Source organism: Flavobacterium sp. FG19 (assembly GCF_057809475.1).
On the sequence record NZ_JBMDKA010000034.1, the window covers coordinates 1 to 16,055 of the forward strand.

General features: G+C 36.5%; 12 protein-coding genes. 9 read left to right on the forward strand and 3 right to left on the reverse strand.

The genetic code is table 11. The annotated features are described in order from the left end of the window. Positions 1-294 precede the first annotated feature (294 nt). From ACODST_RS24190 to ACODST_RS24200, 3 genes are all read left to right on the forward strand, one after another. Positions 295-594 carry a hypothetical protein gene (locus ACODST_RS24190; RefSeq protein WP_488934663.1) on the forward strand — a complete coding sequence of 100 codons (300 nt, stop codon included), beginning with the start codon at positions 295-297 and terminating at the stop codon, positions 592-594. Positions 595-728: 134 nt separating this feature from the next. Then, positions 729-929, forward strand: coding sequence for a hypothetical protein (locus ACODST_RS24195; protein WP_488934664.1), 201 nt, complete (start codon positions 729-731; stop codon positions 927-929). A gap of 5 nt (positions 930-934) precedes the next feature. Continuing rightward, on the forward strand, positions 935-1,540 hold the full coding sequence (locus ACODST_RS24200) for a hypothetical protein (RefSeq protein WP_488934665.1): 606 nt from the start codon (positions 935-937) through the stop codon (positions 1,538-1,540). On the opposite strand, the gene ACODST_RS24205 is transcribed toward ACODST_RS24200, so the two are convergent. Next, positions 1,515-2,264: a type 1 glutamine amidotransferase gene (locus ACODST_RS24205; RefSeq protein WP_488934666.1), complete on the reverse strand. Its 750-nt coding sequence runs from the start codon at positions 2,262-2,264 to the stop codon at positions 1,515-1,517. The genes ACODST_RS24200 and ACODST_RS24205 overlap by 26 nt on opposite strands. Positions 2,265-2,445: 181 nt before the next feature. Between ACODST_RS24205 and ACODST_RS24210 the strand changes: the two genes are divergently transcribed. Next, positions 2,446-2,964 (forward strand): hypothetical protein, encoded by a 519-nt coding sequence (locus ACODST_RS24210; RefSeq protein ID WP_488934667.1) that lies wholly within the window; start codon positions 2,446-2,448, stop codon positions 2,962-2,964. Positions 2,965-2,969: 5 nt separating this feature from the next. Then, positions 2,970-3,440, forward strand: a complete 471-nt coding sequence (locus ACODST_RS24215; RefSeq protein WP_488934668.1) for a helix-turn-helix transcriptional regulator — start codon at positions 2,970-2,972, stop codon at positions 3,438-3,440. A 192-nt stretch (positions 3,441-3,632) separates the two neighbouring features. Here the strand turns inward: ACODST_RS24215 and ACODST_RS24220 are convergent, their stop codons facing one another. Next, positions 3,633-4,277, reverse strand: coding sequence for a hypothetical protein (locus ACODST_RS24220; RefSeq protein ID WP_488934669.1), 645 nt, complete (start codon positions 4,275-4,277; stop codon positions 3,633-3,635). Between the two features lie 155 nt (positions 4,278-4,432). Further along, positions 4,433-8,383: a hybrid sensor histidine kinase/response regulator transcription factor gene (locus tag ACODST_RS24225; protein ID WP_488934670.1), complete on the reverse strand. Its 3,951-nt coding sequence runs from the start codon at positions 8,381-8,383 to the stop codon at positions 4,433-4,435. A 390-nt stretch (positions 8,384-8,773) separates the two neighbouring features. On the opposite strand from ACODST_RS24225, the gene ACODST_RS24230 reads away from it, so the two are divergent. The 4 genes from ACODST_RS24230 to ACODST_RS24245 all read left to right on the forward strand — a co-directional run bounded on the left by ACODST_RS24230 (position 8,774) and on the right by ACODST_RS24245 (position 15,979). After that, complete coding sequence (locus ACODST_RS24230) at positions 8,774-11,782, forward strand: SusC/RagA family TonB-linked outer membrane protein (RefSeq protein ID WP_488934671.1); 3,009 nt, start codon at positions 8,774-8,776, stop codon at positions 11,780-11,782. 18 nt (positions 11,783-11,800) lie between these two features. Next, on the forward strand, positions 11,801-13,327 hold the full coding sequence (locus ACODST_RS24235; protein ID WP_488934672.1) for a RagB/SusD family nutrient uptake outer membrane protein: 1,527 nt from the start codon (positions 11,801-11,803) through the stop codon (positions 13,325-13,327). 83 nt (positions 13,328-13,410) lie between these two features. Continuing rightward, complete coding sequence (locus ACODST_RS24240) at positions 13,411-14,586, forward strand: glycoside hydrolase 5 family protein (RefSeq protein ID WP_488934673.1); 1,176 nt, start codon at positions 13,411-13,413, stop codon at positions 14,584-14,586. Positions 14,587-14,941: 355 nt separating this feature from the next. Continuing rightward, the gene (locus ACODST_RS24245; RefSeq protein WP_488934674.1) at positions 14,942-15,979 is read left to right on the forward strand and encodes a glycoside hydrolase family 43 protein; all 1,038 of its coding nucleotides are present in this window, start codon (positions 14,942-14,944) and stop codon (positions 15,977-15,979) included. Positions 15,980-16,055: the final 76 nt, after the last annotated feature.

Here is a 16,055-nt window from a genome sequence, read left to right on the forward strand (position 1 = left end):
AAAATTTCAATTTTAACTTGTAAATCAACACAGAATCTCCGAAGCTTACAAAAAATGAGCAGTGCATTTTGAAACAGCCTCTTCTTATTTTGCATTAATCTCGATTATTTCCCGAAACATTAACATCCAAAGCTTTACTAACACGGATAATTTTATCAATTCCCATAATTTGTTTTTCGGGCAGACATTTGTTTTTAAACAATATAAAAAACATAAAACAGTCAAATATGACGGGATATTTACGTTCCCATTTTTTAGTTTTTTTATTTATAAGTTTGCTAAAAAGACAATACAATGAAAGCCATCAATAATTTGGAAGGCCTTAAAACTTTAACTACCCAATATTTCAATACCTTGCAACCTGTTGAGAATGAAAAAGATATTTACAACGCCCAAATTAAAGTGGGAAGTTATTACGAACTGGGTTGTATTATTACCAATATGCTAAAATCCGGTATTCTGGCATTAGAGGAAAACACTGCAAAAGACAGTAATTACGATTCTATAAATGTGGTTTTACTTCTGGAAACGGCACTTCAGTTATTTCCAATAAATGAATTGGAGTTTTTAGACAGAATTAATGAATTGAAATAATACGTTTCTTTACATATAAAGCATATAGAATTGTGTCTGTACTATAATTAATTATCTAAAAAACTTAAAGTATTGAACAAACAGTTGTTTATAATAAAGAAGTATTATATTTGTAATCTTAATATGACAATACTATGACATCAAAAGAACATAAAGAATATCTTACAGCATTGAAGCAATATTCTACAGATTTGCTAAAATCTGAGGAGAATATTAAAGTTTTTTTTGTAGATGCGGGTATTCATACCCTGACGGGACGACTTACAAAAGCATATTCTTCATCTGAACCTATTGGATATAAAATTCAAAATTCTAAAGAACATAAAACGAAGTAAAATTAATGTACTCTAGAAGGTCTGGTTTAATTTTAGGCTTTCACGGTTGTGATAAAGCTGTCAGGGATAAAATCGTTTGTAAAAAAGGAGAAATCCTTAAACCAAGTGAAAATGTTTGGGATTGGCTGGGGCATGGTATTTATTTTTGGGAAAATAATCATGAAAGGGCTCTACAATTTGCAATCGATTTAAAAAATAATCCTCCAAAGGGAAAAGAAAACCTTATTAAAGAACCAGCTGTTTTAGGAGTCATAATTGATTTAGGTTATTGTTTAGATTTGTTAGACTCAAAATATCTTGATGTACTTAAAATTGGATATGACCTTCTTTGTGCATCTCATAAAAAATTCGGATCAAAATTACCCTTAAATATAGTCAATGAAAAAGGTGAATTACTTAGACGTAATTTAGATTGTGCCGTAATTCAAACCGTACATCAGATGAATAATGATCTAAACAGAACTCCGTATGATTCTGTGCGGGGAGTATTTTTTGAAGGAGATAGTTTATATGAGAATGCTGGATTTAGGGAAAAGAATCATATTCAGATAGCGGTCAGAAATCAAAACTGTATTAAGGGGGTCTTTATACCTCGTGATCTGAATGAATAATAGTTTTACAGTTTTTATATTCAGCCATAAGTTTATCCAGAAACTCAAAAAGTTTCGCATTCATTTCGATGTAATTGTAAGCCAATATGGTTTCGGGATCCTGAACAAATTTATGTTTTCTGCTTGCTGCGGTTAAGTCATTTTCACTTTCAATTAAAAGCGATACAACTTGGGTAGTCAATTCCATATGACATTGAAAACCATAAACCAGATTAGAATACGAAACAATCTGAACCGGACAGCCTTCGCTGAAAGCCAAAACCTTACTTTCGGGAGTCAGGCCGGGCATATCGTTGTGCCAGTGACCCACATTTAAAGAAGGTCCAAAATGGTTGATTTTTTCATCTTCGGCACCCAATTTTGTCAGTGTAACAGGAAAAACTCCAATTTCTTTTTCAGGACTCTGATCGACTTTTGCACCAAGTGCTTCACCAATTAACTGTGAACCCAGGCAAACACCTACAACAGCTTTTCCGGCAGTAATGCATTTTTGAATCAAATCTATTTCAGCAGCGGCATCAAAATGCGGACATTCTTCCAGAGTCGTATTCGGACTTTGAGGTCCGCCCATCACAATGAGCAGATCAATGGAGTCTGAAGAGTCGGGAAGAGGCTCGTTTTCATAAACTTTAGAAAAAGAAATTTGATAATTTCGCTCTTTTGCCCAGTTTAAATACGCTCCCGGCGCTTCAAATATTTCGTGTTGTATAAAATGTATGCTCATGAGATTCAAAATTTACAGCAAATTTATCTCTATTATAAAAAGTTCCAATAGTCCACTTTTTTAATTAAAAGATGGTCCAGATTTAACCGGATTAAAAATTACAATTCTAAAAAACGAGCTGTTTAAAATTGTACATTTTGTATATTTTTTTTGTACATTTGCTACTTGTGAATCAGCCCAAATGATGAATGTAAAAATAGTGAAGATTGAGGGAAATACTTTAGTTGATGCTAAAATTTCAAATATAAAAACATTGAAAATAAATCTTCCGTCTGTAGTTGACGGCTGGAGATTTGATTTTAAAAAACATTCGAAAAAAAAGAATTTTGATACGTATATTTTAGTTTCTGAAGAGAATTCAGAAAGAATAGAAGGATGTCTAATATTTGAAATGAAAGACAAAGTTGAACCTTATATGGCCTTTGTTGAAATAGCGCCTCATAATAAAGGTACAGTGAAAGAATATGAAAATGTTGCAGGCTGTTTAATTGCCTTTGCCTGTCGTTTGAGTTTTATAAACGGAAAGGATCATTTTCAGGGATGGCTGGCCTTTGATGTTTTAGAAGAAACTAAAAAAGACGAAGCTAAACTGATGACCGTTTATTCAGCAAAATATAATGCTTTAAGATTGGGAGAGAGTACCACTATGCTTATACCCCCGGAAGGAGGACAAAAATTAATAACTGAATTTTTAAATTAATGGAAATGAAAAGTAAAGAAATTAAATTTGAAGATATCTGGAATGACAAAAAGAAAGAAGAGGTTAAGAAAGCCATTTTGTCGCATTCCTCTAAACAATCTAAAGAACGATTATTAACAAATCAGTTACTTTCTATACAATATAAATTAGAAGATTATATTCAAAGCGAAACGGAAGATACTGAAGTTTTAAAAGTACTTGATTTTGTGAAAATGTACCTAAAAGTTCTTAATTTGACTAAAAAAGAGTTAGCCGCATATTTTGGAATGGAAGATAGCAATCTGCATAAATATTTAACAGGAGCCAGAAAACTTAATGCAGAATTAGTTTTAAAACTAAGTTCCTTTTCGCATACTAAGCCAGAGTATTGGTATCGTGTCCAGATAAAGAATGAATTGATCGAATTAAATAAAGAGAAGAAAAACGCAGAGAAGTATAAAAAATATGATTATCGCAATCTGCTTGAAGCAGTTTAGACTTTAACTTAATTTAGAAATACACAAATTATTGAACTGCCCCAAAAAGAGAGACACTATTTTTTGGGGCATTTTTATGGAAAGAAAAATCAAAAATTAAAGCAAATTTATCTCTATTATAAAAAGTTCTAATAGTCCACTTTTAATTATTGAAAGGTGGTCCAGAAGTTAACTCTTGTTGCATTTCACACATCACATTTTACTAAGATTATGTAAACTCTGATAGACGTTATTGTTTATTGGAAATAGGTTTATAATATACAGATCCTGATTGTATGTTATAAAACTCATAGATTGTTTGGCTTTATTCCCAATAAAAGTAAGGTTCGTCTTGCCCTGCTCATTAATTGAAATGTTAAAATGTGAAAATACACCTTCAATTTCTGTTAAAGTAGTTTTGTAAATATTAGTAATTTTCCCTCTCACACTATAGTAGATTGTTTTTGTTTTATAAGGATAATCGTGTAAGTTAATAAATCGACCATTATGGTCATTCATATCTGAAATTGAAAAAGAATTCATATTATAATTTTCTTCAGGTTTTTTCGTATCCCTTTCAAATTTTAAAGAATTATCTATTTTACCTAATCTGGTAACAGTTATATAATACTTATTGTCAACTATAGCATTAAAACCCGCAAATTTTTCTTCAAGATAATAAGTTTGGATATATTTTACCCTGTTTTCACCAATATTCACCAATTGATTTAATTTGATTTCCGGCAGATTCTTATCATATGTGATTTTAAAATCGTATATAAAATAAGAAATAATTTTATAGGCTATGAATACTATAAAACCAGATAAAAGTACCGTTACAATTCTTTTTGTTGTCATATCTTAATATTGTAATGTTTGGGGGCTTTCCGTTTTACAAATATTGTCTTTTTTGTCCTATAAGTAATACGGAAAACCACATTAAAAAAAATAAAATAAGTAATAAACTCTGAGAAGTTTGATTCTCTGTAAAACGGAAACCTGCGACTAAAAACTCACTTATTCATCGTAATATACTCCGAAGGCGTCATGCCAAAATGTTTCTGGAAATTGCGACCAAAGCTCGTCTGCGATTTATAACCCACCATTTCGGCGATTTCATACATTTTATAATTTTCGTTTAAAAGCAGTTCGGCAGCCCGTTTTAAGCGTACGATATTAATCAGTTCATTCGGACTCAGATTCGAAATGTCTTTGATTTTTCGGTACAAAGTCGAACGGCTCATGTTCATGATTTCGGCTAATGATTCTACACTTAAATCAGAATCGGTGATGTTTTTCAGGATTTCGTCATCGAGTTTTTTCAGGAATTTTTCATCCGTTTTATTGTGGGCGATGCTTTTAATGTGCGACAGCGGCGAACTCGCATAATAGTTCATGATTTGTTTTCGGTTTTCGATCAGATTATTGGCCTGAACCTTTAAATAATCCATCGAGAAAGGTTTCGCAATATAAGCATCGGCACCTACTTCCAGACCGTCAATCTGCGATTTCAGGGAGTTTTTGGCGGTAAGCAGAATCACCGGAATATGGCTGGTTTCCAGATTCGTTTTAATTTCTTTACACAAGGTAATTCCGTCCATAACAGGCATCGAAACATCGCTTATTACAAGCTGAATATTTTCGTTATGAATGATTTTCAGGGCGCTTTCGCCATTATCGGCTTTTAAGATGGAGTAAAACGGAGCCAGTTCGGCGGTAATAAAATTCAGTAAATCTTCATTGTCTTCAACCACTAAAAGCTGTGTTTTTTCGTGTTTGTTTTCGATTTCTACGGTTTCTTTTTCCGTTTCGGTTTCTTCTTTTTCCGTTTCGTTATAAAACATAAATTCTTCTTCCTGACGAAGCGGCACCACCAGTTCAAAAACATTCAGTTTTGCATCTTCCAGCAGCTGTAGGTTTCCGTTATGCAATTGTGCGAGCGAATGTGCGAGCGAAAGTCCGATTCCGGTTCCCGATGTCGTATCCATATTATCAACCCTGAAAAAAGGCTCGAAAATTTTCTCTTTTAAATGAAACGGAATCAAATTTCCGTCGTTTTTCACAATTAATGTCAGTTTCTTTTCATCCCTGAAAAGCGTAATCGAAACTTTGTCTTTGGAATATTTAATGGCATTGTTCATTAAATTGCTCAGGATTTTTTTGAAGGCTTCTTTATCCACAAAAGCAAAAATGTCTTTATCGCCCAGTTCCAGTTCAAATTCAATTTCGCGTTCTTCAATAAGCTGACTGAATCTCAAATGTAAATTCCGAACCATAGACGAAATATTCGCTTCGACAAAAGTGAGCTTTAAACCGCCAATTTCCGATTTTCTAAAATCCAGTAATTCGTTTACCAGCTTTAATAGTCGGGACGTGTTTTTTTTCATGATCGAAAGATTCTGCGGTACCTCAGCCGATTGGTGTTCCATAACCAGCAGTTTTTCCAAAGGTCCTTTTATGAGTGTAAGAGGCGTTCTGATTTCGTGTGCCACATTGGTAAAAAAGTCAATTTTGGCCTGATAGATTTCTTTTTCTTTTTCGTCGTTCAGATGTTTTATTTTTCGGTTGTGTTTGATCTGCGTTAGGTTCTGCGAATAACGAATGATATAATACAATGAGCCGCAGATAAGCAGGAAATAGAAAAAATACGCATAGGAACTCGCCCAGAACGGTGGCAGGATTCTGATTTTTAATTCAACTTCTTTGCTCCAGACACCAAAACTGTTGAGTGATTTTACTTTAAAAACATAATCGCCGGGAGCCAGTTCCGTAAAGAAAACTTTGTTGTTGCGTTCCAGATAAACCCAGTCGTTATTGACGTTTTCGAGTTTGTACCAGTATTCAGTCAGTTCCGGTGCGGTATAATTTAAAGAAGCAAATTCCAGGTTGAATGAGGTCTGGCTGTTGTCGAGTTCCAGCTCGTCAAGATGTGAGATGGAATATTGCAGTGGCGAATCTTTTCCGTTAACATCAATATCCTTATTGTTAATCTGGAGATTGGTAATAAAAGTCGAAGGTGTGTATTTGTTTTTGGTAAAATTCTTAGGGTTGAAACTAATCATGCCGTTTAAGTTCCCAAAATACATATCGCCGTTGGTGTCTTTAAAAGCCGAAGCATAATTAAACTGATCGCTCAGTAAACCGTTTGCTGTTGTATAAATTTTAATGCTTTTATGGTCCGGACCAAATTTTACCAGGCCTTTAGAAGTTGTAAGCCATAAGTTTTTCGAATCATCTTCTAAAATAGAATACACCACATTGCTCGGGAATCCGTTTTTGGTCGTGAATTTTCGGAACGTTCTTGTTTTTTTATCAAATAAATCCAGTCCGTTTTCAGTAGCAAACCATAAGTTTTTAAAACTGTCTTCAAAAATATAATTGATCGAGTTATTACTAATTCCGTTTGGATTTTTGTAATCGTAAATAAAAACCTCTTTCTTTTTGGTTTTGGGATTGTAATAAAACAAACCGTCACGATAGCTTCCGGCCCAGAGATTTCCGTCGCTGTCTTCTTTGTAAGTAGTGTAATGGGTTGTTTCGGGGAAAGTTTTTAAAGTATCAAAAGTATCATTCTGTTCATTATAGACATAAAGTCCCATTGTAGTAATTACGATCAACTCATTCTTTTGGGTTACATAAAAAGAAAAAATAAAATTACTGCGCAATCCTGTAGCCGGATTATTGGCGCTGTAGTGTTTGATAACAGCTCCCGAATTCCGGTCTAAAACATCGAGTCCGTGCTCAAATGTCCCAACCCAGATTTTATCTTTTCTCGGCATCAGGGCGTGAATGTTGTAATACGAAACACTGCTGCTGTTTCCGTTAGGTAAATAGGAAGTGAATTGCTGTGTTTTTGGGTTGAACCGGTTTAGTCCGGCATCTTCGGTACCAATCCACAAATCACCTTTATCATCTTTGTGGATTTCCCTTACGGCGCTTCCGCTGATGGAATTCTGGCCTTTTTGCGGGAAATATTTCTTAAACTGGGTATATTGTTTTTGATGGTAATTGATCCCGCCAAAATAAGTTCCTATCCAGATTCCGTTTTCCTTATCAATCGTAATCGAATAGGCTGCATTGTCTGAAACGGCATACGGATCGTTGTAATTTTTTCTGAGGTTAACGTTTGCTTTGGTTTTTAGGTTATAGACGTAAATTCCGGATTCGCTGGCAATCCAGAGTTCGTCACTGCCTCTCTTTTTAAACTGTCGTACATATACCGGTCTTTTGGTCGAAAATGCTAAGCTGGAAGTTGCTTTGTCTGTAATGTTATACGTCAGTACACCATCGTCCTGTGTGCCAATTACAATATTGTTTTTATCGAGGGCATAAATGGTGGTTATCCTGAAATTGGAGGAAGAGGCCGGAGGTGTCACCGGAATATTTTCAAAGGAAAGGTTTTCTTCAGAATAACGGTATACTTTATTTAGGGAAGAAGCCCAGATATTGCCGCCGGCATCCCTTGAAATTGAAGTGGCAATAAAGTACTTATTAGGGTTAAAAGTTTTGGTTTCTTTTTTAGTGGTTGAATATTTATAAAGAATATTACCCGAAATAAACCAGATATTACCGTATTTATCATGGTTGATATCGTTGATACGATCGTTGATGGCTTCATTTAAAACCGTAAACTGATCTGTTTTTTTATCATATTGGTACAAACCTTTATCTGTTCCTACCCATATTACGCCTTTATATTCGTGCAGAGACTGAATATAATTACTTCCGAGGCTGTGAACAGGGTCGGTATTGCTTCGGTACGTTTTAAAACGATAGCCGTCAAATCGGTTTAAACCGTCCTTGGTTCCGAACCACATAAAACCGTCTTCGTCCTGTAAAGAGGTCAAAACGGTGTTATTGGAAAGTCCTTCTTCCACCTGAAAATGTTTAAAATAATATTCCTGTGCGTGAATAAAATTTAAGGATGTAACCGAAAAAAATACAAAAAGAAAGAATTTACGCATACTACAGCTTTTTAGTTAAAAACCGGGATTTAAACAAATCGTGTCAATATTCTACAAAATGTTGCAAGTCTCGATTTTTCTGGTCTTTTTTATACAATTTGAATCATTTGAGATAGAAATTGACACAAATGAAGCATTTTATTTTGAATTAAAATCATCTACTTTGGATTTTCAAATAAATCATATTTACAATTTTTAGGCTTAAAAAATACATTGTCTATAAAATAAAGTTTGAAAAAATAACTCATTAACAATTTTGAAACAAAATGAACCAATTATTAGCATCAGGAAAATTTATTTCCTTTTTTGCCCGTATCAGGGATGATTAGAATTTGTAAAAAACAATTGTAAAACCAACCAAAAAATGAAAACTATCTAAATGACAAATCAATGAAAACAAAGTTCACTCAAATTTTAAAGCAGAGATATTACCTCTTGTTTTTCTTTAGTTTATTAGTACAACAAACGTATGCACAACAGCAAATAACCATAACGGGAAAAGTGGTTTCTGTAACAGGAGAACCTATTCCGTTTGCTAACGTGGTCATCAAAAACACAAAAAACGGTGCCGTAACCGATTTTGACGGGACGTATAAAATTACAGCGGCTCCAAATCAGACACTGATTTTTAGCTCACAGGGATTTAAAACAGCCGAAATTGCTATTAACAGCAAAACAACTATAAATGCTTCTTTGGAAGAAGATGCCATGAAACTGGATGAAATTGTAGTGGTAGGGTATGGTTCCCAACAGAAAAAAGACCTTACCGGAGCCGTTTCATTAGTAAAGGCCGAAGAAATCCAGAAACGTCAGGTAACCACAATTGCCGATGGTCTTCAGGGACTGGTAACCGGAGTTAAGGTTCGCGGCGGCGGACGTCCGGGACAGGAAGCCAATATTGAGATTCGTGGTTTAAAAAACCTTCAGAGTGCCAATCCGTTATATGTAATTGACGGTATCGTAACCACTGCCAATCGTGATTTTAACCCAAATGATATCGAAAGTATCCAGGTTTTAAAAGATGCATCGGCGGCGGCTATTTACGGTTCAAGAGCGGCAAACGGAGTAATCATTATTACCACTAAAAAAGGAAAAAAAGGACCGCTTCAGGTTGAAGTTTCGGCCAAATCAAGCTTTACTGTTATGCCCCGTTATGATTTAATGGGAACAGAAGAATTCGCCAAATTCAACAATCAGGCTTATGATAATGCCGGAATTCCAAGACAAAACTTAAACATGGCAGTAAATACAGACTGGCAGGATGAAGTATTCAGAACCGGGATGATTCAGGATTACAATGCCAGTTTTGCCGGAGGAAGTGAAAATTCTACTTTTTTCATGTCGGCTAACTATTTCGGAAATGAAGGAACAGTGGTTTCAACAGATTTCGACAGAATTTCATTCAGGGTAAACTCCAGCGGAACAAAAGGAATTTTCAGTATCGGGGAAAACCTGGCAATTAGTAATTCCAAAACCGATGAAATGTCAGGTGAACCAATCATAGACGTTTACCGTTTACTGCCAACGATTCCGGTTTACGACGAAAGCAATCCGGGCGGATACGGTTACGGTAAAGCAGGTGTGGCCAATACTTTTGGAACCAACCCTCTGGCACTGGCTGATTTTTCTGACCGAACCAATGAAAATTTCAGAATTAGAGGAAACATCTGGTCGGAACTAAAATTTACACCCTGGTTAAAATACCGTTTCAATTTTGGATATGAAACCAGTTTTGACAGCTATAAATTCATGAGAAAACTTGGAAACTGGACTTTAAACCAGCCTTATGAGCAGTCGTTTATAAACCAGAATAAAGGAAGATCTGAAACCAAGCTTTTTGAAAATACATTGACTTTCAAAAAAGAATTCGGAAAACATGATTTAACCGTTTTAGTAGGTCAGACGTTTCAGAAAGACAATTACAACCAGATCAACGGAACCAAAAGAAACCTTTTGGTAAACCCTACAACAGGCGAGTATTTTGATGTTCTGGATTTAGGGGATTCACCGGAAGTAGGCGGATTCAGAAACGAAGCCGCTTTAACATCTTACTTAGGAAGATTAGAGTACAATTATGATAACCGCTATTTATTCAATGCTGTTTTCAGACGTGACGGTTCTTCAAAATTCAGTGATGCCAACAAATGGGGGAATTTCCCTTCTCTTTCAGCGGGCTGGAGAGTAAGCAACGAATCGTTCTTTAAATCAGAATTTGTAAAAGACTTAAAACTGAGAGCCAGTTATGGTGAATTGGGGTCAGGAAATATTGGAAACTACGAATATCAGGGATTCATCAATACGTTTGGAGCGATTGTTTTAGGTAACGGACAAACATTGTACCCTTCTGCTTCTCAGGTAAGATTAGCGAATTCGCAGCTGCGCTGGGAAAAATTAAAACAAACCAATCTTGGGATTGATCTGGGAGTTTTAAACAATGATTTACGCTTAACTGCCGACTACTTTATTGCCCGCACCGAAGATGTTTTATTTGGTTTCCCAATTTTATATACGACAGGTAACGACGGAGGAAACCCAATTTCTAATGCTGCGACAGTTGAAAACAAAGGTTTTGAGATCGAATTGTCGTATGCTAAAAAAATCAATGATTTTTCATTCAATGCTTCGGTAAACTTCACGAAAGTAAACAACAAACTGGTTTCGTTAGGAAACGGACAAAACCAAAGTATTCAGGGGAATACCATTACACGTGCCGGAAATCCGGTAGGGATGTGGTATGTACTGCAGACAGACGGATTGTTCCAGAGTATGGAAGAAATTCAAAACTACAAAAATGTCGATGGCAAGGTGATTATGCCAAATGCACAGCCGGGAGATATCCGTTTTAAAGATATCAACGGAGATGGTGAAATTACAAACGAAGACAAAGACATTGTAGGAAGTCCGTGGCCGGAATTTGAAATGGGTTTCAATGCAGGGGCCAGCTACAAAAACTTCGATTTCTCGATGAACTGGATTGCTTCAAACGGTGCTATGGTGTATAACGGATTCAGAAGTGTGGTAGATCGTTTTGATGACGACAGTAACTACAGAAGAGGTATTAAACCATGGACTCCTGAAGATCCTAATACTGATTTCCCAAGAATTGTAAAAGGAACAACTCTGAATTCAAGAGGAGATACAGATCGATTTTTAGAAAAAGGAAATTTTGCAAGATTAAAATACATAGGGTTTGGTTACAATCTTCCGGCCAGTGTTTTAGAAAAATCCGGAATCACCAGAGCAAGATTAACGCTTTCTGCCCAAAATATCCTTACGATTACAAAATACAAAGGTTTAGATCCTGAGTTTACCAACGGGAATATTTTTGAAAGAGGAGTAGATAACGGTTCGTTCCCGAATCTGAAAACCTATTCATTTGGTGTTGAGTTTAGCTTCTAATTTTTAAAAAATCACGTAATGAAAAAAATAGTATTAATAATAGCAGTTTTTTCGGGTCTTTTCTTCACCTCATCATGTGAAAATGAATTAGATCTGACCAATCCAAATGCGCTGACAACAGATCAGTACTGGAAAACAGAAAGTGATGCACAGGCAGGAGTAAACTCCATTTATGCCATGTTTTATAAAGACGGATTATGGGCAAGATGGATTTATTTCCGTCTGGACCTTACTTCAGACGAAGGATATAGTGTGAGTCCGTGGATCGAGCTGGCTGACTGGACACGTTTTAATTATATCAACTATAATTTCTGGGAAGGCAATGTGGTAACCTGGAGAGATACTTACAAAGCCATTTTCAGATGTAATCAGGTAATTGCCAATGTTCCGGATATTCCTTTTCAGAATGAGAACAATAAAAAACAGATTATAGCGCAGGCTAAGTTTTTAAGAGCACTGCACTACTATTACGCTGCTGTTCTTTGGGAAAATATTCCAGTTGTTTTAGAACCGTCAGAACCAAGTGACCTTCCGGAACAAAGAAATGTAACCGAAGTATGGGCTCAGATTGAAACCGATCTGAATGAGGCATTCGCTGACTTACCTGCACAATGGTCAGCAGATCAGACCGGAAGACCGGACAAAGGAGCTGCCAAAGCCTTTCTGGCCAAATTATATATGCAGCAAAGAAAATGGAACGAAGCCAAAGGAGCTTTAGAATATCTTATTTCTGGACCGGGAGCAAGATACAGCCTGGTTTCAAATTACAGAGACAATTTTACAGATGTAAATGAAAACAACAGCGAATCTGTTTTTGAAATCCAGTTTGGAGATCAGAGAAAAGGAGGAACAGATGAAAGCCAGAGTGCCGCTGTATCGAGTAACCGTGCACAGTTTTTTGCCCCAAGAAGCATTGGATGGTCAGACGGACAAGCCCGTTTCTGGTTAGTAAATGCTTTTAAAGAAGAAAAAAATAAAGCAGGAGGTTTAGATACCAGATTGCGATATACGTTATTCTATCCGCAGTTAGAGGCCGATTTTGGCGACAAAACTTATGGTAAAACCTGGGAATGGAGCCAGGACGAAGCCTGGTGGAGAAAAGGAAGCCGTGATTACTACCGTAACAACGAAGATTACTACAGCCAGGTAAATTACAGACTGGTTCGTTATGCCGATATCTTACTGCGTTATGCCGAAGTTTTAAACGAATTAGGAAGTACTGCCGAAGCTTACCAATATGTAGATTTAGTAAGAGCCCGTGTAAACATGAATACGCTGGCGGCAGCCCATCCTGAAATAGGAAACAACCATGATAAGTTTTTAGAAAGGTTAAAAATGGAAAGAGTTTTAGAGCTGGCCGGAGAGAGTGTTCGCTGGGAAGATTTAAAACGCTGGGGAGATTTAGATTCACAGGCTTCTGTTGATAAAATAGCCCTTCGTGATCCTGATTTTAAAAACTTTACAGTAGGTAAAAATCAGAGATTGCCAATTCCGCAGGTGGAAGTAGAAAATAATCCAAACTTAAAACAACACCCTGAATATTAGAAAAAATGATAAAGGGAACCCGGTTTATCATACCCCGGTTCCCTTATAAAAAGAACGATTGTTCATAATACTAAAAAATGGTAATGAAAAAAGTAAAATTGCGTCTGACAGTAATGTTGGCAGGCTTAGTATTGCTGAGCTGCAACAACAAAAAGAGTACTTCTGAAGAGAATAACAAGGAAACCGCTGCGGTTGAAAAAAGGGAAATCTGGACAAAAGATCAGGCCAATAACTGGTATGCAGAACAGCCCTGGTTAGTGGGCGCAAATTATGCTCCTGCCACAGCTATAAATCAGTTTGAGATGTGGCAGGAAGATACTTTTGACCCTAAAAGAATTGACCAGGAATTAGGCTGGGCAGAAAATTTAGGCATGAACGTAATGCGTGTATATCTGCATGATTTACTGCATCAGCAGGATGCCAAAGGACTTTACAAACGTATGAACGAGTTTCTTGAAATTGCAGATAAACATCATATCAAAACCCTTTTTGTGCTGTTTGATTCCTGCTGGGATCCGTTTCCGGTTTTAGGAAAACAGCGTGCCCCAAAACCGCATACACACAATTCAGGCTGGATGCAGAGTCCGGGACAGAAAGCACTTCAGGACAAAACACAATATCCTCGTTTAGAGAAATATGTAAAAGAAACCGTAGGGCAATTTAAAGATGACCAGCGTATTTTAGGCTGGGATGTCTGGAACGAACCGGATAATATGACCGGACCGTCTTACGAAAAAGTAGAAATTAAAAACAAAGTCGATTTGGTTCTGCCGCTTTTAAAAGATGTTTTTGCATGGGCCAGAGAAAGTAATCCGTCTCAGCCCTTAACTTCCGGGGTCTGGGTAGGCGACTGGAGCGATGAAGCCAAAATGAAACCAATGCACAAAATGCAGATCGAACAATCAGATATTGTTTCTTTCCATAATTACAATACCCCTCAGGATTTCGAAAAAGTGATCAAACAATTACAGCGTTACGGGAAACCTTTATTGTGTACCGAATATATGGCCCGACCAAACGGCAGTACTTTTGAAGGCTTTTTACCAATTGCCAGAAAATACAATGTAGGAATGATCAACTGGGGATTTGTTGACGGAAAAACACAAACTAAATATGCCTGGGACAGCTGGACCAAAACATATACTGCAGAACCAAAATTATGGTTTCACGAAGTACTTCATACAGACGGAACGCCATACATAAAAGCCGAAACGGATTTAATCAAAAAAATGACCGCCGAGGCGAATAAGAAGAATTAGATAATGTGTCAATTTGATAATTAGATAATTGTTTTCAGCCACAGATTTCACAGATTAAAAGGATTAAATCTGTGGCTGAAAAAATTAAACACATAAAACATAGATTTTAAAACTATTAAAAAGCGATGTAAAAGAAACTAGTCTCTACACATAGTTCTCTCGTAGTTTGTCATTCCTGAGGAAAGAGGAATGACAAGATTGTGTAAACCATGTTTATTAATGCAGGTGAAACGCCTTTATAGGCAAAGTAAAACTATGTTTCTATGTGTTTAAAAAAAATCATTTTAATCCTTTTAATCTGTGGCAAAAAAAAGAATTAGTGTGAATTAGTGGCAAAAAACAATTCTTAAGCAACATGAAAAAAAATAAAATAAAAAAGTTTTTCCTGGCGATGGCAGTCGTTGTTGGATTTTCTGCGAATGCGCAGCAGCCCGATCCGCCGGGACAGGTAAAAGGAAATGAAAAACCAAAAAACGAAGCCTATTTGTTTGCGCATATGACGCATAACGATTACGGCCGATTGTACTATTCGGTAAGTTTGGACGGGCTTCATTGGGAGAACCTCAACAACGGAAAACGGGTTTTTGAAGAATACAAAGGACATCCTGATATCTGTAAAGGTCCTGACGGGAAATATTATATTGCCGGAAACACCGGAGACGATGCCAAAAGCATCAACATCTGGGTTTCGGATGATTTAATTACCTGGAAAAAACACTCCGATTATACGCCTGATTTAAAAAGCACACCGGATTATTCCAATGCTTTACAGCGAATTGGTGCCCCAAAACTGTATTACGACAAAGATTCTGAAAAGTTTATCATGACCTGGCACACGCCGCATCTTGAAGGAACAAAAGAAGATGGCGAACGGTATTGGGCAAGTCAGCGGACCTTGTATGTTTTGTCTAAAGATTTAAAAACTTTTGAAGGAACTCCCAACCGCTTATTCGACTGGGATATGGGAACTATTGATGTTTTTATTCGTAAAGTCGGCGATTCCTACTACGCCGTGATTAAAGACGAAACGTACCCTACTTTGTACTGGACCACCGGAAAAACCATCCGCATTGCCAAATCAAAAAATCTTTTAGGACCTTATTCTCTGCCCCAGCAGTCTATCAGCCCCAACTTCAGAGAAGCCCCAATGCTGATTCCTTCTCCAGACGATAAAATATGGTATATGTATTACGAACAATATCCGGGTGTTTCTTACGGATTATCTATTGCAGATAACCTTAACGGTCCCTGGTTTCAGGCCTCAGGTTATACTTTTTTCTCTGACTGGGATAAGTATAGTTTACCTGAAAAAGTGCGCCACGGCTGTATGATTACCATCTCTAAAAAAGAGTATGACAGCCTGGTGAAGAAATTCGGGATCACTAAAAAGTAATAGATTATAAGTTTTGAATTATGAGTTATGAGCTGCGGTCGAACGTTTTTTGAGTTAATAAAACAGATTATTTAAT